The 19739-nt window shown below is 65.3% G+C and carries 17 protein-coding genes and 1 tRNA gene; 11 read left to right on the top strand and 7 right to left on the bottom strand.

The features are described 5' to 3' along the window. Nucleotides 1–32 precede the first annotated feature (32 nt). On the top strand, nucleotides 33–317 hold the full coding sequence (locus ACHQ4I_RS13090; RefSeq protein ID WP_330257420.1) for a WhiB family transcriptional regulator: 285 nt from the start codon (nucleotides 33–35) through the stop codon (nucleotides 315–317). A gap of 183 nt (nucleotides 318–500) precedes the next feature. Here the strand turns inward: ACHQ4I_RS13090 and ACHQ4I_RS13085 are convergent, their stop codons facing one another. The 3 genes from ACHQ4I_RS13085 to ACHQ4I_RS13075 form a co-directional block, all read right to left on the bottom strand. Beyond that, nucleotides 501–1844 carry an ABC1 kinase family protein gene (locus tag ACHQ4I_RS13085; protein WP_420771981.1) on the bottom strand — a complete coding sequence of 448 codons (1344 nt, stop codon included), beginning with the start codon at nucleotides 1842–1844 and terminating at the stop codon, nucleotides 501–503. Between the two features lie 83 nt (nucleotides 1845–1927). Next, a complete protein-coding gene (locus ACHQ4I_RS13080) occupies nucleotides 1928–2791 on the bottom strand; it encodes a hypothetical protein (RefSeq protein WP_420771980.1) in 864 nt (287 codons plus the stop codon). Nucleotides 2792–2878: 87 nt separating this feature from the next. Next, the gene (locus ACHQ4I_RS13075; RefSeq protein ID WP_420771979.1) at nucleotides 2879–4288 is read right to left on the bottom strand and encodes a zinc-dependent metalloprotease; all 1410 of its coding nucleotides are present in this window, start codon (nucleotides 4286–4288) and stop codon (nucleotides 2879–2881) included. Between the two features lie 125 nt (nucleotides 4289–4413). Here ACHQ4I_RS13075 and ACHQ4I_RS13070 point away from each other — a divergent pair, with 125 nt between their 5' ends. Next, on the top strand, nucleotides 4414–5439 hold the full coding sequence (locus ACHQ4I_RS13070; RefSeq protein ID WP_420771978.1) for a YlbL family protein: 1026 nt from the start codon (nucleotides 4414–4416) through the stop codon (nucleotides 5437–5439). Here ACHQ4I_RS13070 and ACHQ4I_RS13065 read toward each other — a convergent pair whose 3' ends face one another. After that, nucleotides 5440–6021, bottom strand: coding sequence for a PPA1309 family protein (locus ACHQ4I_RS13065; RefSeq protein ID WP_420771977.1), 582 nt, complete (start codon nucleotides 6019–6021; stop codon nucleotides 5440–5442). A gap of 216 nt (nucleotides 6022–6237) precedes the next feature. Here ACHQ4I_RS13065 and ACHQ4I_RS13060 point away from each other — a divergent pair, with 216 nt between their 5' ends. Next, nucleotides 6238–9252, top strand: a complete 3015-nt coding sequence (locus tag ACHQ4I_RS13060) for a UPF0182 family protein (protein ID WP_420771976.1) — start codon at nucleotides 6238–6240, stop codon at nucleotides 9250–9252. 118 nt (nucleotides 9253–9370) lie between these two features. On the opposite strand, the gene ACHQ4I_RS13055 is transcribed toward ACHQ4I_RS13060, so the two are convergent. Continuing rightward, the gene (locus ACHQ4I_RS13055; RefSeq protein ID WP_420771975.1) at nucleotides 9371–9916 is read right to left on the bottom strand and encodes a transglycosylase family protein; all 546 of its coding nucleotides are present in this window, start codon (nucleotides 9914–9916) and stop codon (nucleotides 9371–9373) included. Between the two features lie 565 nt (nucleotides 9917–10481). On the opposite strand from ACHQ4I_RS13055, the gene ACHQ4I_RS13050 reads away from it, so the two are divergent. Continuing rightward, nucleotides 10482–10555, top strand: a tRNA-Met gene (locus ACHQ4I_RS13050). A gap of 71 nt (nucleotides 10556–10626) precedes the next feature. Here ACHQ4I_RS13050 and ACHQ4I_RS13045 read toward each other — a convergent pair. Further along, complete coding sequence (locus ACHQ4I_RS13045) at nucleotides 10627–10788, bottom strand: hypothetical protein (protein ID WP_420771974.1); 162 nt, start codon at nucleotides 10786–10788, stop codon at nucleotides 10627–10629. Nucleotides 10789–11772: 984 nt separating this feature from the next. Between ACHQ4I_RS13045 and ACHQ4I_RS13040 the strand changes: the two genes are divergently transcribed. From ACHQ4I_RS13040 to ACHQ4I_RS13025, 4 genes are all read left to right on the top strand, one after another. Next, nucleotides 11773–12216 carry a hypothetical protein gene (locus ACHQ4I_RS13040; RefSeq protein WP_420771973.1) on the top strand — a complete coding sequence of 148 codons (444 nt, stop codon included), beginning with the start codon at nucleotides 11773–11775 and terminating at the stop codon, nucleotides 12214–12216. After that, nucleotides 12216–12527: a type VII secretion target gene (locus ACHQ4I_RS13035; protein WP_420771972.1), complete on the top strand. Its 312-nt coding sequence runs from the start codon at nucleotides 12216–12218 to the stop codon at nucleotides 12525–12527. Before ACHQ4I_RS13040 ends, ACHQ4I_RS13035 begins: the two co-directional genes overlap by 1 nt. Next, nucleotides 12524–13414 (top strand): hypothetical protein, encoded by an 891-nt coding sequence (locus tag ACHQ4I_RS13030; RefSeq protein ID WP_420771971.1) that lies wholly within the window; start codon nucleotides 12524–12526, stop codon nucleotides 13412–13414. The genes ACHQ4I_RS13035 and ACHQ4I_RS13030 overlap by 4 nt, the downstream gene beginning before the upstream one ends. 107 nt (nucleotides 13415–13521) lie before the next feature. Beyond that, nucleotides 13522–13968 (top strand): hypothetical protein, encoded by a 447-nt coding sequence (locus tag ACHQ4I_RS13025; protein WP_420771970.1) that lies wholly within the window; start codon nucleotides 13522–13524, stop codon nucleotides 13966–13968. A gap of 451 nt (nucleotides 13969–14419) precedes the next feature. On the opposite strand, the gene ACHQ4I_RS13020 is transcribed toward ACHQ4I_RS13025, so the two are convergent. Beyond that, entirely contained in the window at nucleotides 14420–14989 is a 570-nt protein-coding gene (locus ACHQ4I_RS13020) for a hypothetical protein (protein ID WP_420771969.1), read from the bottom strand. Nucleotides 14990–15226: 237 nt separating this feature from the next. On the opposite strand from ACHQ4I_RS13020, the gene ACHQ4I_RS13015 reads away from it, so the two are divergent. The 3 genes from ACHQ4I_RS13015 (at nucleotide 15227) to ACHQ4I_RS13005 (ending at nucleotide 19739) form a co-directional block, all read left to right on the top strand. Next, nucleotides 15227–15931: a response regulator transcription factor gene (locus ACHQ4I_RS13015; protein ID WP_420772669.1), complete on the top strand. Its 705-nt coding sequence runs from the start codon at nucleotides 15227–15229 to the stop codon at nucleotides 15929–15931. Beyond that, nucleotides 15909–17468: a sensor histidine kinase gene (locus ACHQ4I_RS13010; protein ID WP_420771968.1), complete on the top strand. Its 1560-nt coding sequence runs from the start codon at nucleotides 15909–15911 to the stop codon at nucleotides 17466–17468. The genes ACHQ4I_RS13015 and ACHQ4I_RS13010 overlap by 23 nt, the downstream gene beginning before the upstream one ends. Nucleotides 17469–17723: 255 nt before the next feature. Further along, nucleotides 17724–19739, top strand: coding sequence for an ArnT family glycosyltransferase (locus ACHQ4I_RS13005; protein WP_420771967.1), 2016 nt, complete (start codon nucleotides 17724–17726; stop codon nucleotides 19737–19739).

Raw genomic sequence — 19739 nt, 5'->3', positions numbered from 1 at the left:
CCGCGGAAAGCTGGCCACAAGCCACTACTGACGTGACATGCCGAACCGTGGCACGGCCCACCCGTCCCCGGGAGGTCACAAAGGTCCTGCCTTGTCGAGCCGGAGACCCCGATCTCTGGTTCGCCGAGAGCCCGGTCCAGTTGGAGCAGGCCAAGGCGCTGTGCGCGTCTTGCCCCATCCGTAAGGGCTGCCTGACCGCGGCCATGGATCGGGGTGAGCCATGGGGTGTCTGGGGCGGTGAGATCTTCGACCAGGGTGTCGTGATCGCCCGCAAGCGCCCGCGCGGTCGCCCGCGCAAGGTCGCGATCTCGGCATGAGATCCCTGACCTCCCTCCCTCCGGTCGCTGAGGCCTATCCGGCCGTTTCGGATCCGGGCAGGGCCCAGGAACGAGAAAGCAAACAAGCCGCTCACCGTGAGATCCGGTGGGCGGCTCGTTTGCGTTCTGGGCCAACGGCGTTCGGTGCGCCCTGTGCGCGGGGATTCGTCAGCCGAGCCTGGTTCAGCTCGCGGAGCGCTCCTCACGGAAGCCGGGCATCCAGGTCCGGACCAGCTGCATGAACGGCAGTTCGGCGTCGAGCTGGGCCAGGATGCCGACCGAACCGCCGAGCACCCGGAAGATCATGACGAACTGAGCGGGCAGCTGCAGAGCGCGCGCGGTCTTCATATCCGGGCTGGTGAAATCGGAGGCCTTACCCGCGACCCGCTGCATCCACTTGCGGGTGAAGTGGAACGAATCGGTCTGGATCGGATCGGTGAACGGGCGCAGGTAGTCGGCGATCTCCTGATCGGTGACGGTCCGGCCCGGAATAACCCAGCCGTTGTCGTACATGAGCTCGATCAGTTCATCGAAGCGTTCGTCGATCTCGAGCGCCAGCATCCGCCCCAGGATCTCCGGGAAGCCACCCGGCATGGGCGCGCACGCGCCGAAGTCGATGACGGCCAGCTTGCCGTCGGGCAGCATCATGAAGTTGCCCGGATGCGGGTCGGCGTGCAGCAGGCCGACGGTCTCCGGTGAGGAGAAGTGGAATTTGCCCATCAATCCGGCGACGCGATTGCGCAGGACGCGGGTGCCCTCCGGATCCGCGGCGCCCTGTTTGATGATCGCCGAGACCGGGGTGCCGTCCAGCCATTCGGTCACGATCACCTTGGGCGCGCTGGCCACCACCTTCGGCACCACGATCTCCGGATGCCCGTCGAAGCCCTTCGCGAAGGCGCGCTGGTGGGCGGCCTCATTGCGGTAGTCGAGCTCTTCCTCGGTGCGTTCGGTGATCTCGGCCAGGATCGGCTTCACATCGGCGCCCGGAATCACCGAAGCGATCAGGCCGGTCATCCGCGACAGTGTCTTGAGGTCGGCGCGCAGCGCCTCGTCGGCGCCCGGATACTGCACCTTCACCGCGACGTTGCGGCCGTCGGACCAGACCGCCTTGTGCACCTGGCCGATGCTCGCCGATGCGGCGGGAGTGTCGTCGAAGGATTGAAAGCGCTGCCGCCATTGGGTGCCGAGCTGCTGGTCCAGGACCCGGTGCACGGTCTCGGCAGGCATCGGCGGCGCGGACGCCTGCAGTTTGGTGAGTGCGTCGCGATAGTGCTCGCCGAACTCCTCGGGAACCGCGGCCTCCATCACGCTCAGCGCCTGGCCGAACTTCATCGCGCCACCCTTGAGCTCACCCAATACGGTGAACAATTGCTCGGCGGCCTTCTGGTTCAACTGGGCGTTGATCTCCGACTTGTCGCCACCGGCCAGCTTCTTACCGAACCCGACGGCGGCCCGTCCGGCGATCCCGAGCGGAATCTTGGCTAACTTGGCATTGCGGGTTGAGCGACGACGCACAATCTCAGACACGTACCCATCATGGCGGACAGACCCGTGGCTGTGCCATGCCAATCTTGATGTCTTTCCTTGGCGGAGTGTAAGAATCGACACCCTCATCGGGTCGGACCAGCGAAAATTCCACGGCAGCCACACCCTTCGTGCTGCGGCCATTCGCGGCGCGAGATCCGGTGCGTATCCAGTTCGAGTTCGATCGTGGTGTTCATGGTGTCGAGCGGGCGCTCGGGGGAACAGCGCATGATCGCCTCGAGTTCGCCGAGCAGCAACGCCGCCGTGGCCAGGATTCCGGCCGGTGAGGCGTGTCCGACCCGGCCGAGCAATTGGCTCGCGAGCTGCGGCCATTCCGGATCGTATTCACACCGGGTGAGGTCGAGGCAGCGCAGACAACTCGTCAGGCCCGGAAATACCAGCGGCCCGACAATGCCCTTGTTGCCATCGCGAATCCGGACCTGCAGATGCGGAATCCCGTGCAGCACCAGCTCATTGGCCAACCGCGGGTCGATGACCAACGCATCGGCGAGCACCACGAGGTCACCGCGCCAGTCGGGCACCGAACCATCGGGACGGTATCCGCGCGATCGAATCGCCCGCAGCCCGAGTCGCCGCAGCCCGGTCGTGACCGCATCCGAGAGTGGCCCGAGCCCGTGCACCCGCACCGATCGCACCTGCCCGAGCCGCTCGTCGGGAGGCAGTAGCAGCCCCGCCTCATCGATTCGGTTCAACAACTCGGCCGCGTCCCCGGGGTCGATCCCGCACTCTCCGGCCCGCCAGATGACCTGCGGTCGACTCTGCATCCCGTCCAGCAGCCGCAGAAATGCGAGCACCGTCGCGGTATCCAAGGCGGTCCGATCCAGCAGCAACGCCCCCTCCGGATCCCACCCCAACTGCACGACCCCCGACGGCCGCACCAGAACCGTCACCCGCGGCGCCAGCATCGGCCCGCACATCCGCCTCGTCATGCCAGCAGTATGCGGACCGCCTGATCGGCGAATAGCCGCGAATTCCGTAGTAATCCACAGGGATTCGCGCCTATCAACAGGACATTACTAGGACGGGTCGGTGTCCTTGCCAAGGTTCGGGCCGGGCTCGCCGTCGTCCCCGGCGGCCTCGCGCTCGGCCTTCTCGCGGGCCTCGGTCTCGGCCAGTTGGGCCAGCGGATCGTCGAAAGCGTCCGTGCCGCCGCCGATTACGGAATCGATGAAGGCGGCGGGAGAGTCCAGATCATTGGAATCCGGTAGCAGGTCCGGATGCGACCAGACGGCGTCTCGCGCCTCGATGCCCGCATCGGTGGTGAGCCGCCGCCACAGTGCCGCCGCCTCGCGCAGCTTGCGCGGGCGCAGTTCCAGCCCGACCAGGGTCGCGAAGGTCTGCTCGGCCGGACCGCCGGTGGCGCGGCGGCGAATCAGGGTTTCGGCGAGCGCGCCCGCGCCGGGCAGGCGATCGCCGACCGCGTCGGTGACCACGACCTGCACCCAGCCCTCGATGAGCGCGAGCAGCGTCTCCAGTCGTTCCAGTGCCTGCTTCTGTTCCGGCGTGGTCTGCGGTTCGAAGGCGCCCTGGGACAGAATCTCCTCGAGTTTCGACGGATCGGTCAGCGACATCGGGTCGATGCCCTGGGCCGCCGACTCCAGTGCCGAGAAGTCCATCTTGATGCCGCGCGCATAGTCCTCGACCGCGCCGAGCACCTGCTGCCGCAGCCACGGCACATGTCCGAACAGCCGCTGATGCGCGGCCTCGCGCGCCGCCAGGAAGACCAGGATCTCACTCTCCGGCTGCTCCAGTCCGGCGCTGAACTCCGAGATGGCGGCGGGCAGCAGCGCCGCGGTGCCGGTCGGGCCGAGCGGCAGACCGATATCGGTGGAAGTCAGCACCTCCTTGGCGAGCTGGCCGAGTGCCTGGCCGAGCTGGGAGCCGAATGCCAACCCGCCCATCTGACCGAGCATGCCGACCATCGGACCGGCGAACTCGCGCGCCTCCTCCGGCAGCTGTGCGGTCCACATTCCGGAGATCTGTTCGGCCACCGGATCACACAGCCGCTTCCAGGTCGGCAGCGTCTGCTCGATCCAGTCGTTGGCGGTCCAGGCCGCGGTCTTGTTCGCGCCGGCGGGCAGCGTGGTCGCGCCATCGAGCCACAGGTCGGCCAGGCGTGCGGCATCGGCGACGGCGCTGACGGTGCCCGAGGTAACCGGCGTCACTGTCGAGCCGAGCTGCTGGCGGGCCAGTCGCTTGGCCACGTCGTAGTTGACCGGGCCGGACTGCGCCGAACCCGGCTGTCCCATGCCACTGAGCATCTGTCCGAGCGAGGTGAGCATCTGTCCGAGCTGTGCCGGATCGAAACCGCCCGCGCCTGCCCCGCCGATGCCGAACGGGTCGTTCGCCCCTGGACCACTCGGATCGTCGCCGCGTTTGCGGTCGTCGTCATCGCGGTTCGAGAATCCGAAGGGGAGGTCACTCATACCCTAAACATACGCGCGTGACATCGGGGCTCGATGTTCGCGCGGCGCGAAACAGGGACACGCGCGCGGGGGTAAATATGCGCCTCGCCCGCCCGGTTGTGGGGGCGATCATTACTGTGGTCCAGGTGAATCGTCGGATCCTGACCCTGGTGGCCGCCCTGATCCCGGTGTTCGTGCTCGGTGCGGTGGGCAGCGTGCTCACTGTGCCGTTCGTCGCACTCGGTCCGGGGCCTACCTTCAATACCCTCGGCGCGGTCGACGGCAAGCAGGTCGTCGACGTCCGCGGCGCCGAAGTGGACCCGGTGACCGGGCACCTGAATATGACCACGGTCTCGGTGCGCGACGGGCTGAACATCTTCGAGGCGTTCGGGTTCTGGGTCAGCGGTGAGCACGGGTTGGTCCCGCGCGCCGAGGTGTATCCGCCCGGTGTCCCGCGCGAGGAGATCGATAAGTCCAATCAGCAGGACTTCAAGGACTCCGAGGGCAATGCCGAGGTGGCCGCGCTGCACTTCCTGAACCTGCCGACGGTGGTGCTGGTGCGCAAGGTCTCCGACGACGGCCCGGCCAAGCAGACGCTGAAGGCGGGCGACGAACTGGTCAGCGTCAACGGCGCACCGATCGCCACGCCCAAGGATGTGGTCGCCGCGGTCTCCTCGCAGCCTCCGGGCAGCCAGATCACCGTGGTCTACCGTCGCGAGAACGCCGAACAGACCGCGACCATCACCCTGGCCGCCCGCCCGGATGACGCGAACAAGGGCTATCTCGGCCTGACCCCGACCGAGGGCGCGGTCCCGCCGATGCAGGTGTCGTTCAACCTCGCCGATATCGGCGGCCCATCGGCGGGCCTGATGTTCAGCCTCGCGCTCATCGATAAGCTCTCGCCCGGCGAACTCGACGGCGGCAAGTTCGTCGCGGGCACCGGAACCATCGACCAGGACGGCAAGGTCGGCCCGATCGGCGGCATCCAATACAAGATGATGGCCGCGCGCGATGCCGGCGCGGAGACCTTCCTGGTCCCGGCCGCCAACTGCAATGAGGCCAAGCAGCGCACGCCGGAAGGCCTGCGGCTGGTGAAGGTCGAAAGCCTCAGCGGCGCAGTGCAGTCGCTCAACGACATCAACGCGGGCCGGGAGACCGTCTCCTGCGGTTGATCACTCCATCGTGTGGTGCAGCGCCTCGATGAGGTTGGGCGCCAGGTTGGGGTAGGTGCGCAGGTCGAGATCGCCGAAGTCGTCGGCGTCGTCCTCGGGCTTGATCTGCAGCAGGCACAACTGCGCGCCCGAGCGCAGCACCGCGGCGAATAGTCGCGCGGTGCGCCGTTCCGGATGCGTCTCGGCCGCGGCCCGGGCCGCCGCGTCGGCCGCCTCGTGATCGGCGAGCAGCGGGGTGAGCGCGTCATCGAGGGTGCTCTCGGCATCCGGCGGGAGCACCACGATCTCCTGGACCAGCACGCAGCCGCTGACCGCATCGGGCCAGCTGGTGGTCGCCAGGAATTCGTCGAGCGCCATCGAACCGCCGGTGATGTCGTCCGGGAACGATTCCTGCGCAATGGGAGTCAGCTCGCTGCCCTCATCGAGCTGATCGAGCAACCCGGGCTCGGCCGCGACCAGATCGGCCGTCGGCACCAGCGCGAACATTTGCGGCGGTCTGCCCCATCCCTCGGCGTCGACGAAGTCCGCCACCTCGCGGACGGAACGGGCGAGGACGTGTTCGGCGTGCAGGTCTGCTGTCACACCGACATCCTTGCACCATCGCCTGAGCAATCAGGCCCAGGGGCGGCGGCATAATCGCAGCAGGGGGCTGCGAACACGCCGCGCCCGCGCGGCCGACAACACAGATTCCGTAGAGTGGGCGCGAGATGGTCTGTAACGGACTACCTGCAACATCGGACTGCGGTGCGACGGCCGAGATATCGGTGCGAGCGCCGCCGGACCTTGGAGAGTGGCATCGTGGGCATGCGGCCCCCCACCGGCTTACCTTCGTTGTCCCGACGCAGCCGAGTGCTGCTGGTGACGGCCATCATTGTGGCGGCACTGCTGCTGTTGGAACCGAAGCTGACCGACACATATACGAACTGGCTGTGGTTCGGCGAGGTCGGTTTCCGCAGTGTCTATCTCACCGTCTTACGAACGCGGATCCTGTTGTTCGTCGTCGTCGCGGTATTCGTCGGACTTGTCGTCTGGCTCGCGCTGCTGCTGGCCTACCGGACCAGGCCGGTATTCGTGCCGGTGGCGGGTCCGAACGATCCGATCGCGCGCTACCGCACCACCGTGATGAGTCATCTCAAGCTGTTCGGCATCGGCATTCCGCTGGTGCTCGGCGTGACGTCCGGCCTGGTGGCGCAGTCGAATTGGGTGACCGTGCAGCTGTTTCTCCACGGCGGTTCGTTCGGTCAGAAGGATCCGCAGTTCGGCCTGGACGTCGGGTTCTACGCCTTCGATCTGCCGTTCTACCGGATGGTGCTGGACTGGCTGTTCGTCGCGGTGGTCATCGCGTTCTTCGCCAGCCTGGTGACGCACTACGTCTTCGGCGGCCTGCGCCTGACCGGACGCGAGGGCACGCTGACCCGCCCCGCGCGCATCCAGCTGGCGGTGACCGCCGGAATCTTCGTGCTGCTCAAGGCCCTTGCGTACTGGTTCGACCGCTACGAGCTGCTCTCCAGCAGGCGCAAGGAGCAGACCTTCACCGGCGGTTCCTACACCGATATCAACGCCGTACTGCCGGCGAAGCTGATCCTGCTGTCCATCGCGGTGATCTGCGCGATCGCCTTCTTCGCCGGAATCGTGCTGCGCGATCTGCGGGTGCCCGCGATGGCCGCCGCCCTGCTGGTGCTGTCCTCGATCCTGGTCGGCACGGTGTGGCCGCTTGTGGTCGAGCAGTTCTCGGTGAGCCCGAATGCCGCCGACAAGGAAAGTGAATACATCCAACGCAATATCGCCGCGACCAGGCAGGCGTTCGGCATCACCTCGGACAGGATCGAGTACAAGGACTATAAGGGCGACAGTGCGAAGAGCCCGGTGGAAGTCCCCGTCGATGCGGCGACGATCGGCAATGCCCGCCTGCTCGACCCGAATATCTTGTCGCCCACCTTCACTCAGCTCAAGCAGCTGAAGAACTTCTACGGCTTCCCCGAGTCGCTGGACATCGACCGCTACAACCTCAGCGGCGATATCCAGGACTACATCGTGGCCGCCCGTGAACTGCACCCATCGGCGCTGAGCGGTAATCAGACCAACTGGATCAACAAGCACACCGTCTACACGCACGGCAACGGCTTCGTCGCGGCACCGGCCAACCGGGTCAACCGGCCGCAGTACGAGGACCCCAACACCGGCGGCAGCAGCGACAGCGGCTATCCCATCTTCCTGGTCAGCGATCTGTTCAATACGGGCGAACAGCAGCAGATCAAGGTCGACCAGCCGCGCATCTACTACGGCGAGCTGATCTCGCAGTCCAACCCGGACTACGCGATCGTCGGCGCCAGGAGCGGTCAGGAGCCGCGCGAATACGATTCCGACGCGGCGCACTTCACCTACGACGGCAAGGGTGGGGTCTCGATCGGGAACTGGTTCAACCGGTTGGCGTTCGCGGCCAAGTACACCGAGCGCAATCTCCTGTTCTCCTCGGCCATCGGCGACAACTCCAAGATCATCTTCAATCGCAGTCCGCGGGAGCGGGTGCAGAAGGTGGCGCCCTGGTTGACTACGGACGGCAACGCCTACCCGGCCGTCGTCAACGGCCGGATCCAGTGGATCGTCGACGCCTACACCACCCTGGACAAATATCCGTACGCGCAGAACACCTCGCTCGAGGGCGCGGTAGAGGACAGCATCGATAAGAAGACCGGAAGGCTGTTGCCGCGCAAGGAGGTCAGCTACATCCGCAACTCGGTGAAGGCCACCGTCGACGCCTACGACGGCACGGTGACCCTCTACGAGGTGGATCCCACCGACCCGGTGCTCAAGGCCTGGCGCGGCGTGTTCCCCGGCGCGGTCAAGCCGCAGAGCGAGATCTCACCGGAGCTGCGGGCGCACTTCCGCTATCCCGAGGATCTGTTCAAGGTGCAGCGCGAAATGCTGACCAAATACCACGTGGACAATCCGCGAGAGTTCTTCACCACCAACGCATTCTGGTCGGTGCCCAGCGATCCGACCACCGAGGGCGGCGGCACCTTCAAACAGCCGCCGTACTACGTGCTGCTCGGAGATCCGGTGACGAATAAGCCGGTGTTCAATCTGACCAGTGCCATGGTCGGCTACGGCAACCGTCAATTCCTGACCGCGTATATCTCGGTGCGGTCGGATCCGGACGGCTACGGCAAATTCACGATCTTGCAATTGCCGACCGATACGCAGACGCAGGGTCCGCAGCAAACGCAGAACAGCATGACGACCGCGCCCGAGGTCTCCAGTCAGAAAACATTGCTGTCGAACTCGAACAAGATCAGATATGGCAATCTGCTGACATTGCCGGTCGCCGACGGCGGAATCCTTTATGTGGAGCCGTTTTACAACGAGCGGAATACCGGGGCGGGCACCGCCACCTTCCCGCAGCTGTTGCGCGTGCTGGTGAGCTATCGCGATGTGGCGGGCAGTGTGAAGGTCGGCTTCGCCTCCACCCTGGCCGATGCGCTGAATCAGGTGCTACCGGGGGCGGGTTCGCTGGCCACGCCGTTCGGCGGTGATCCGAGTACCAGGCCGAAACCGGGCACCACTCCGCCGACGCAGGGCGCAACGCCGCCGACCCACGGCACCACGCCACCGCAGGGCGCCACCCCGCCGACGCAGGGCGCCACACCGCCGCCCGCGACCGGATCCGCCGCCAAGGACGCGGCGGCCGCGGAGCTGAACAAGAAGATCGAGAATATGCGAAATGCCATGAAGTCCGGCAATTTCCAGGACTTCGGCAAGGCGCTGGAGGAACTGGATGCCGCGGTGAAGGCATATCAGGACGCCGGTCGCTGATCGTCGAAAACGAGAACGGCCCCGTCACCCGAAACCGGGTGGCGGGGCCGTTCTAGTCGACGTCGGACGAGCCGACGTCACCTTCGGCGCCGTTGCCGAGTGACGTCGGATTCGTGCGTCAGCGACCGAAGGAGTCGATCAGCGCGCCGTTCTGGTCCAGGATCTGCTGGTACTGGCCCTCCAGGCCGTTCTGCTTGGCCAGCTCGTAGCCAGCGGACTTGGCCTGCTCGATGGCGGACTTGACGTTGGAGGGGGCGGGGGCGATCGCGGCGGGGGCGGCGGGCTCCGGCTCGGCGACGGCCGGGCTCGGCTCGGACTCACCGGCGCGCAGGTACTGGCCGCAGACCGGCCAGGCGCCCTGGCCCTGGGTGGCGAGCACGTTCTCGGCGACCCGGATCTGCTCTTCCTTGCTGGCGTTGTTGGCGGAGCCGTGGCCACCGTTGGCGGCCCAGGTGCTCTGCGAGAACTGCAGACCGCCGTAGTAGCCGTTTCCGGTATTGATACCCCAGTTGCCACCGCTCTCGCACTGCGCGACGCCATCCCAGTTGTGGCTGGGGGCGGCCGCGGCGGTACCGGTGGAAAGACCGAACGGGACGGCAACGATTGCGCCGGTGACGGCGGCATAGCCGAGGGCGCGGGTGCTGAGCTTTCGGTGCTTCGACATGATGATTTCCCTCCCTGCGCCCACCGCCCTCGGTAAACGAAAAGCCGAGTCCCTGCCCCCAGGTGTGTCGGGGATCCTCGAACCGCGGGACAGGGTCGCCGGTGTTCGGCGGTTCGAGTTCGAGCCCATCACGTTTGATCCGGGCCGCGGATCAAACGGTAACGAAGAAATCTCATCAGATCACATCTTGATAACTTCGCGATTGCATGATGCGAATAACGTGTATATCAGTGTTTGCCCAGGTCGCAAATGCCATAAGAATGGATTCTGGACAGTCTGTTATAGCACCGTTATGTGTTCGGGATCACTGTGAAATAGTGACCCGGGTCACGTTTGACGCCGTTGACCGACCGGTTCGATTGCGCTTCTTGTGTGCCTGTCGTCGTTAGGGCGATGCGCTCCGACGGGGCTTCTGCAGGCTGCCGCACGCACCTCCGGAGATCTGCGCGCCGCACGCCCCGCACCGGCCGCCACCGCTCATCCTGCCCGCTGACCAGCGAAAACGCCCTGCGAGGTAAGCGATTTGCCTTCCCCGCGTAGACGTGTGTAATGTTGTGTTTACCGACGCGGGGTGGAGCAGCTCGGTAGCTCGCTGGGCTCATAACCCAGAGGTCGCAGGTTCAAATCCTGTCCCCGCTACAAAGGGAAAACGGCCCGGAACGCATTGTTCCGGGCCGTTTTTCATTGGTGCTCGGGAACCTTAGCCAAGCTCAGGATTGTGGATCCTTGTCTCTCGGTGGGTTCGGGGCGGTGTCGCCCGGTAGGTAGTACGCGCCGCGGACGGCCGCGTCCCGGTCCATCCCCGGCAGCATGTGCGAGTAGGTCTCGAGCGTGAACGCCACATCGGCATGACCGACTCGATCGCTGACCACCTTGGGGCTGATCCCGGCGGCTCGGTCTGCATGTCGACGTGCTCCCCGCGCACGCGGGGATGATCCGTCGTTGACGCTCCATTCCGAGCCGATCGAGATGTTCTCCCCGCGTACGCCGGGATGATCCGTCGGTGAGGTCCAAACCTTCTCCGCCGCTGGACAGGTCTCGAAGCCATCGCCACAGCGCGAACTGGGAACGGATTTGGGAACGAAACGTATCGGAACGCATCGAGATAGGTGGTACCTCGTCGATGACAGGATCGCGGTCTGCCCCGCTGGTAGGTTGCGATAGTCGACGCCAACGATCCCGGACCATCCGCCAACGAGTTGGCCGACCAGTGGCAGCTCTTCGAACTCGGCATCCCAACCGCCTCCGCGTCGGCGCACAAACCGCGAGGTCAGCACTCTTGCAATCACTTTCGCGTTCGAGGCTGGTTGCGATCCCAGGTTGACAGATCCTTCCACCGCCACAAGAGTGTCTATGGCTGCGCCGTCAGGGGGGATGCAGGACGGAAGGCTCCCGTGACAGCCAGTCGTCGACACAGGGTGCGACCAGTTGCGCGAGAGGGGGTTCGATGTCGATTCCAACGACGAAAGAACCCTGTCCCGCGCAGTGGTGCGAGACAACGAGGTGGTGTGATGGCGGCGGGGGGATACTACAATCACTACGACGACCCCGATGAATACTGGGATGACGAGCCACTTGTGCCGCAGAGGCCCAACGCCGCTCGGCCTGTGTCGGCGTCACCAACCGTAGCGCCGAAACCAGCACCGGCCGTCACCAAGTCAACGCCGCCCCAGGTCGACGCCCCCCTTGCAGTGGCTGACCCATCTGCGACTCCAATTCGTATCGGATCATCTTTCGCCTCAATGGAACTCGACCGAGGGTGCCTTCCGATCCGAATTCAGATCGGTCCGCACTGGAGTCGTTACGTTGCTCCCGGTGAGGTAGGCGATGAACTCATGGCAGCCTACAGAGCCGCTATGGAGAAGCGTTTAGATCAGCTGTTCGCTTCGGGCCATCGGGCAACTCCGCAGGAAATTTCGGAGGCAGCGATCCCGGATCACCGGACAATTCTGATGATGTTACTCGAGACTCGCAGCTGGGAGGAATACTGCAGCGTGTCCAGCGGCATGATAAACAGTGGCCACTTCCAAGCATCGGGTCAAGTGATATTTCATGGACAGCATCCCGTCAGGCTGAGCGCTGACGTATCCCGAGTGCTGTCGATCGTAGTGCGGAGTGACTGGGCAGCGACCGCGCAGCCCGAACGGATCGTCGACGAGGTCCTGTGGTGCGCCGACCAGATCCGTTCCATGCGCCCAAAGCGCGTCGTACGGGGCGACTATTCACGCTACGCAGACGATGATCTGGAATATCAGTTGGACCGCCACCGGCTGCGGCTCCTAGAAGAACGGATGGGCTGATGGCAGATAAGCTGACACTTAACCTGCGAGCAATGAAATTGGCTGCCACTAGCTGGGGCGAGGCCGCCGATGACCTCAGGGCCGGGGTTGAGACGACGAAGAAGCTGGAAATTACCGCATCAGAGGCAGGCACGTTCGCGGAAGCCCTGTCCAAGTATCAGCCAGCCCCCGGCTACTTCCGAGACAGGTTGAATGAAGGTGTCATCGTTTTCGAGGATATCGGCAAAGTTCTTAAATCCGCGGCCGATACGTATGAAGCGGAAGACCTCGAGAATAAAGGAAAGCTGGCAAAGCTCGAGGGGGAGATATGACAGTCGCAGACGACAAGCGAAGCTTGCTCGAAAAGTCATCGTATCTTCGTGCGAAGGTAATTGAAGTGGGAGATCTGCCAGCAAAGGTGAGCGAATCCTGCGGGCACCTCGTCGCGCTTGTCCGCGCAAACGGATATGGCGGCGTCCTCACCGGCAACTTGGCGGGGGCATTGACGGTTGAAGATACCGTCGACTCGATCTGGGCAGAACGCGACAAGGCAAACGCGGCTATTAATGAGACTTGGGAAAAACTCAAGAAGCTCGAACCCGATCTAGACGTTCCAGTCAAGTTCATCGACGTCGCGAATGAATGGCGCAACCTCAGGAACAACCTGATAGCAGCAAGCGGCGATTTCATCGACACCAAGCTTTCTGAATGGTCGGGCGATGCTGCCACCAGGTACGAGGAAATGCGCACCACCAGGCAACAGCCCGCTTTGGACAATTTGCCGCCAGAATTTAATCAAATCGCAGTCAGCTTGGAAACTATCGCTGGGGCAGAGTTGACTCTCTACGGCGAGATTGCCACGAAAGTGCAAGAGTTGATCTCGAAGGTTGAGGACGGCTTTTTCAATGGTGTCAAGGCCCTGGTATCCATATCGTTCTCCGGCGCGCTCTCTATGGCGCAGGAGTTGGTAAAGGTGGTTGAGGCTGCAAGGACCTTCATTATCGGTATTGTGAAGACTATGGGGGATGCCGCCAAGACCAATATGATCGAAGGTAACAAGATATCGCAGATCGTGGGGATTCAAAAGGGCCTGCCGGACAATAAGTGGCCCAGTGGTGTCAAATCTTCCTACGGGACTGGAATCGAGGGGATCCGGGAAGCCATCGGCGACGCGTCGACGAAAGACGGGGACAAGTCGGATTGGACGGTGCCCCAGTGAGGATTGGCTTGCTAGCCGTGGTCGCCACCGCTGCGCTGGCCTCGGCCGCCGGATGCTCCTCGGCGCAGCCCGCTGCAACACCCGTATCGTCTCAGGCTCGACCGACGATGACGCAGGGAGAGCTGTGCGATGTTGTGAAGAACTTCTTTACAACCGAGTTGCACGCCGTCGAAGTGCGAACCACCGATTCAATCCTCTCGACAGGCACCGTCCTTGCTCACGGTGGAGTGTGCCAGCTCGCCCAGGGGCAGAACCCGATTGGGAACTACCAGGTGCAAAACGCACCTGACGATGCGGACCCAACAGAGGGGCTCCGTGGATACGTGAAGAAGCCAGAGCTGGGCGAGGAAGTATGGGTGTACGACCTGCGAACGGATAAGGGGAACCCCTCCAACACTGTTCGGTTCGCTACCCGCATAAATAAATGGAACGCAATTCTCGAGATCCGAGATTCCGAAACCCGAACAGCCACTGGGGAGCTTCATCTGAACGATGACGACAAACGTAAGTCCGTACAATTTCTTACTGAGCTGACCACGAAATTGGCAGTATAGCGCTCGCCATTCGCCGGGGGACGAGTGGCGGGAAGCGATCGCGGTCATCGACCAGCTGCTGCGGTACGCCCATGCGGAGTTCAGTGAGACCGCCGACGATGACGAACTCGCGACAGCGCTGAAGATGTTCGACGACCTGAGGGCGGAACCGCAGGACGAGATCGACACGCATCTGAGCCCGATTCTCAGCGGTGCCGTGCAGGAATGGCTTACCGGCAAGCGTAAGCACCAGGTGGCCGGCGAGCAACCCAGAGGTCGCAGGTTCAAATCCTGTCCCCGCTACAAAGGGAAAACGGCCCGGAACGCACAGTTCCGGGCCGTTTTCATTTTCTCGCGGGAGCGCATTCGCCGAACCTCGGCCGGGCTCAGGATTGTCATCCAGTCGTTGATCATCGATGCGATCAATAGCTGGCGGGCCGCACGGATCAGCATGCGCGTGCTTCCCCGGCGGTCAGTTGCCGGATCGGGGCGGGGGGCCGCCGATCGGCCTGCCCATGCCGGAACCGTTCAGGCCATTGGTGCTGCCGCCCGGGACGCCTGGGCCATCGTCCATGCCGTCCGGCGAGTCGGTGTTCGTGCCGACTGTGGTCGCGGTGCTGGTGCCGTCTGCCTGGGTGCCGCGAATGGTCACGGTGTCACCGACTTTCACGGCGGTGGCGCCGGTGGTGGTGGCGGTGATGGCGTAGGTCTGGGTGTAGTCGTCGACGCTCTTGGCGGTCAGGGAGTTGCTGGAAAGCGCTGTGATGGTGCCGGTTTGGGTCAGTTCGGTGCGGTAGCCGCCATTGCCGTCGCAGACGACGAATTGGCCGTGCAGTGGTAGGCCGGTCATGGCGCCGTGGTTGCCACCGGCGTCGCTCGAGGACGCCGCGTAGATGATGCCGCCGCCCGCCGCGGCGATCACACCGGCGATACCCACGGCTGCCAGGGTCTTCCGCGTCGACCAGCCGGTTTTCGCCGGGGGAGTGGGTGCGCCCCAGGTGGGGTCCTGGCCGGACGGGGGCTGGTGGGTGGGGGTGGTCATGGTGGGGTGCTCCTCTGCGATGACGGCCGGTGAGCGCGCCGGTCCGGGTGTCGTATTCGGGGTCAACCGTGGTCGACGAAGTTAGGTGCGAGCTGTGGGCGGCGTCTGGATCCACTATGTCCGATTCGGCGCACAGCAAGCTCACAGCGAGCGCATAGTCGCCGCCGAGCCGCCGCGCGCAGTATGAGGTCCATGTCCACGATGACCACTGGAAACAGCCCGGCCAACCGAGCTGCCATGCGGCGTGCCGACGGCAGTCCGATCAACGTGCTCGTCGTCGATGACGAACCGGTCCTGGCCGAGATGTTGTCGATGGCGCTACGGTACGAGGGCTGGGAGGTCGGCACGGCCGGTGATGGGCGCACGGCGGTGACCAGGGCGCGCGAGACCAGACCGGATGTGGCGGTGCTCGATGTGATGCTGCCCGATATGACCGGGCTCGAGGTGCTGGGCAAGCTGCGCGCGCAGGTTCCGCAGCTGCCGGTGCTATTGCTGACCGCCAAGGATTCGGTGGAGGACCGGATCGCGGGGCTCACCGCGGGCGGCGACGATTACGTCACCAAGCCGTTCAGCATCGAAGAGGTGGTGCTGCGGCTGCGCGCACTGCTGCGCCGCACCGGGGTCGCGAGCGAGGACGGCGGCGCGCAGATCGCGGTCGGTGATCTGGTGCTCGACGAGGACAGCTATGAGGTCAGCCGGGCGGGTGTGCCGATTGTGTTGACGGCCACCGAATTCGAACTGCTCCGGTTCTTCATGCGCAATCCGCGGCGGGTATTGAGCAAGGCGCAGATTCTGGATCGAGTCTGGAGCTACGACTTCGGCGGGCGGTCCAATATCGTCGAGCTGTACGTGTCGTATCTGCGCAAGAAGATCGATAGCGGCCGGGCGCCGATGATCCACACCCTGCGCGGAGCCGGATATGTCCTCAAGCCCGCGGGCTGAGGTGCGCCGCATGCGGTCGCCGCGTCGGTGGTCGTTGCGGGCCCGGCTGCTGGTCGGGCAGGCGCTACTGCTGGTGACTGTGGTCGTCGGGATCGGCGCCGCGACCGAGTTCGCGTTGCAACAGTTCCTGGTGCATCAACTCGATACCCAGCTGGTCGATGCGCAGAGGCGCTCACTCGGTGATTCCGGCGGCGGTCCCAGCCTCGGGCCGCCACCCGGCGAGTCTTCCGGCACCCAATCAGTCCCGCCGCCCCCGCCGCCGCATCCACAGAGCACGGGACCGGGGCCCCAATTCCTGGACCGGCGCGGCATCCAGCCCGATGCGGTCGGTGCCATCGTCGATAAGGGAATCGTCACCGCCGCGGGCCGGATCGGCAGCGATGGCATGCAGGCCGCGCTGTCGGACGCCGCCCGCCGACAGCTCGCCGCGGTGGCCGCCACCGGTAAGGCGACCACCGTGAATATCGACGGTGCGGGCCGCTATCGCGTGATCGCGGACCGGACCTGGCAGGGCACCACCGTGGTGACGGGTCTGCCGCTGGCGGCCGTCGACGAAACGTTGATGCGGGTGTTGTGGGTGCTGGTGATCGTGACCGTGATCGTGCTGTTGTTCGCGGTCACCGTGGGCATCTGGCTGATTCGGCGCGCGCTGGCACCGCTGGATCGGGTCGCGGCCACCGCCGCCCGGGTCGCCGATCTGCAGTTGGATCGCGGCGAGGTCACCCTGCCCGTGCGGGTTCCGCGCGATGACGCGGATCCGCATACCGAGGTCGGTCAACTCGGCTCGGCGGTCAACCGGATGCTGGACCACATCACCGGCGCACTCTCGGCACGGCATGCCAGCGAGACCAGAGTCCGGCAATTTCTCGCCGACGCCAGCCATGAACTGCGCACCCCGCTCGCCGCCATACGCGGCTATGCCGAACTGGCGCAACGCAAACGGGGCGAGGTGCCCGGTGAGGTGGCCAATGCGATGGGCCGGGTGGACTCCGAGGCTCGGCGGATGTCGGCCCTGGTCGAGGACATGCTGCTGCTCGCCCGGCTGGATTCCGGTCGACCACTGGAACACGAGGCGGTCGATCTGACCCAGCTCACCGTGGACGCGGTGAGCGACGCGCATATCGCCGGACCCGAGCAGCAGTGGGATCTGGACCTGCCCGACGAACCCGTCGTTATCGTCGGCGATGCCGCCCGATTACACCAGGTGCTGACCAACCTGCTGGCCAATGCCCGCGTCCACACCGGTCCCGGCACCACGGTCGTCACATCGCTGGCCTTCGATGGTGCCGGCGGTGCGGTGTGGCGCGTCACCGACAACGGACCCGGCATCCCGATCGCGTTGCAGCCGGAGGTTTTCCAGCGCTTCGCCCGCGGCGACTCCTCGCGCTCGCGGCGTGCGGGGAGCTCAGGTCTCGGACTGGCGATCGTCGCCGCGGTCGTGAAGGCACACGGCGGCGATATCACGGTGGACAGCAAGCCCGGCCGGACCGAGTTCACCGCGGGATTGCCCGGGGGCCGAGTCGCGACCGCCGCCTGACCGGTCCCAGCGGTGGGCTCACAGCGAACCCACAGCCGCGGCAGAGCCTGGAACCACATCGCGTCCTCAGCATCGAAGTCTGACTACGACTTCGCTGGAACCTCCCGCGCCGCGGGTGCCCGCGCCGATCGTCGTCGGGCCGCACCAGGCTGTGGCAGCTCTCGCACGGCAGCACCTCCTAGACCTGCTCGAGCGCACAGACAGCGCATAGCAATCGCAAATATCGGACCCACGTCCGCGGATCAGGATCGGAATATGACTACCGCTACCGAAGCGCCCGTATGGCGTGCCGAACGCGCCGAGCCGGATGGCTCGGTACGGCAGGAAACACGATGGACCCGGCTGCTGTTCGGCTCCCGCGACCAGCCCCGGTGGACCCGCCCCGGCCTGTGGACGCTACTGGCTGCGACCGCCGTCCTCTACCTGTGGGGCCTGAGCCGATCCGGCTGGGCCAACGACTTCTACGCGGCGGCCGTGCAGGCGGGCACGCAGAGCTGGAAGGCGCTGCTGTTCGGTTCGCTGGACGCCGGTAATGCCATCACCGTCGACAAACCGCCCGCCGCGCTGTGGGTCATGGGATTGTCGGGCCGGCTGCTCGGATTCAGCTCGTTCTCGATGCTGCTGCCGCAGGCGCTGATGGGTGTGGCCTCGGTCGGGTTGGTGTACGGCGCGGTTCGGCGCTGGAACGGTCCGGCGGCCGGGTTGCTGGCCGGAGCCGCCTTGGCGCTGACTCCCGTTGCGGCACTGATGTTCCGGTTCAACAACCCGGACGCATTGTTGGTACTGCTGCTGGTCGCGGCGGCCTATTGCGCCGTGCGCGCCACCGAGAACGGCAGCGGGCGGTGGCTGGTATTGGCGGGTGTCGCAGTGGGATTCGGCTTTCTCACCAAGATGATGCAGGCGTTCCTGGTGCTGCCCGCACTCGGTCTGGTGTTCCTGGTCGCCGCGCCGATCGGCTTCTGGCGCCGAATCGGCAAGCTGCTCGGCGCTTTCGCGGCCATGGTGGTCTCGGGTGGTTGGTTCGTCGTGCTGGTCAGCTTGTGGCCCAGTGCCTCTCGGCCCTATATCGGCGGATCGACCGACAACAGCCTGCTCGAGCTCGCGCTCGGCTACAACGGGCTCGGCCGCGTCCTCGGCGGATCCGGCCACGGTGGCGGCGGCGGTGGTGGCGGCAACGCCGGATTCGGTGGCAGCACCGGCATCACGCGGCTGTTCGGGGATTCGATGGGAACCGAGATCTCCTGGCTGCTGCCCGCCGCGCTGATCGGTCTGGTCGCGGGCCTGTGGTTCACCCGCCGCACGCCGCGCACCGGACGGACCCGCGCCGCGCTGCTGCTGTGGGGCGGCTGGCTGGTGGTGACCGGCATCGTATTCAGTTACATGCAGGGCACGATGCACCCCTATTACACCGTCGCCCTGGCACCGGCGATCGCCGCGCTGGTGGCGGTCTCGGCGACCGAACTGTGGCGCGGCAGGCACTTCCGGACGGCCCGAATCGCGCTCGGCGCCATACTCGCGACGACCGGTGTCTGGAACTTCATCCTGCTCGACCGAACCCCCGACTGGTATCCGGCATTGCGCTGGATCGTGCTGATCGGATCGATCCTGATCGCCGCGATCATCGTCGTCGGCGGCCACCAGATCGGCAGGTTGACCGCGGTGGTCGCCATCGCCGGTCTGCTGTTCGGTCTGGCGGGAACCACGGCCTACGCCATCGAGACGGCGGCGACACCGCACGGCGGTTCCATCCCGACCTCCGGTCCGAATACCGGTCGCGGGATGGGTGGACCCGGCGGCAATATGGGCGGTGGCCCGCGACCAGACGGCACCGAATCCGGCACGGCCGGAACAACTTCCGACGGTTCCGCACCCGAGCGCATGGATCCGGACGGGGCCGGAACCGGCGGCCGACCGGGCGGCTCGACCTCGAACAACACCGCGCTGCAACAGCTGCTGAAGACCACCGACAACCGTTGGGCCGCGGCAACAGTTGGCTCGCAATCGGCCGGTAGCCTCGAATTGTCCACCGGCACATCGGTCATGGCCATCGGCGGCTTCACCGGCGGCGACAACTCGCCCACCCTGGCCCAATTCCAGCAGTACGTCGCCAACGGCGAGGTCCACTATTTCATCGCGGGCGGCGGCAGGGGCGGTCCCGGCGGCGGCTCGGGCAGTGCCAGCGAAATCACCGCATGGGTCAAGGCGAATTTCACCGCGGTAACCGTCGCAACGACCACGGTGTACGACCTCGGCCAGCCCCATACCTCCTGA

Source organism: Nocardia nepalensis, assembly GCF_048910785.1.
GTDB classification, from domain to species: Bacteria; Actinomycetota; Actinomycetes; order Mycobacteriales; family Mycobacteriaceae; genus Nocardia; species Nocardia nepalensis.
The sequence above is the reverse complement of the archived record's forward strand: the minus strand, read 5'-3'. Positions and strand labels throughout refer to the sequence as shown.

What these genes read in the sequence shown, in the direction of transcription:
- ACHQ4I_RS13080 (WP_420771980.1), bottom strand. Translation starts at nt 2,791, where the DNA reads ATGACGAGGCGGATGTGCGGGCCGATGCTGGCGCCGCGGGTGACGGTT.
- ACHQ4I_RS13075 (WP_420771979.1), bottom strand. Translation starts at nt 4,288, where the DNA reads ATGAGTGACCTCCCCTTCGGATTCTCGAACCGCGATGACGACGACCGC.
- ACHQ4I_RS13055 (WP_420771975.1), bottom strand. Translation starts at nt 9,916, where the DNA reads ATGTCGAAGCACCGAAAGCTCAGCACCCGCGCCCTCGGCTATGCCGCC.
- ACHQ4I_RS13040 (WP_420771973.1), top strand. Translation starts at nt 11,773, where the DNA reads ATGGAGAAGCGTTTAGATCAGCTGTTCGCTTCGGGCCATCGGGCAACT.
- ACHQ4I_RS13035 (WP_420771972.1), top strand. Translation starts at nt 12,216, where the DNA reads ATGGCAGATAAGCTGACACTTAACCTGCGAGCAATGAAATTGGCTGCC.
- ACHQ4I_RS13030 (WP_420771971.1), top strand. Translation starts at nt 12,524, where the DNA reads ATGACAGTCGCAGACGACAAGCGAAGCTTGCTCGAAAAGTCATCGTAT.
- ACHQ4I_RS13025 (WP_420771970.1), top strand. Translation starts at nt 13,522, where the DNA reads ATGACGCAGGGAGAGCTGTGCGATGTTGTGAAGAACTTCTTTACAACC.
- ACHQ4I_RS13020 (WP_420771969.1), bottom strand. Translation starts at nt 14,989, where the DNA reads ATGACCACCCCCACCCACCAGCCCCCGTCCGGCCAGGACCCCACCTGG.
- ACHQ4I_RS13015 (WP_420772669.1), top strand. Translation starts at nt 15,227, where the DNA reads ATGCGGCGTGCCGACGGCAGTCCGATCAACGTGCTCGTCGTCGATGAC.
- ACHQ4I_RS13010 (WP_420771968.1), top strand. Translation starts at nt 15,909, where the DNA reads ATGTCCTCAAGCCCGCGGGCTGAGGTGCGCCGCATGCGGTCGCCGCGT.
- ACHQ4I_RS13005 (WP_420771967.1), top strand. Translation starts at nt 17,724, where the DNA reads ATGACTACCGCTACCGAAGCGCCCGTATGGCGTGCCGAACGCGCCGAG.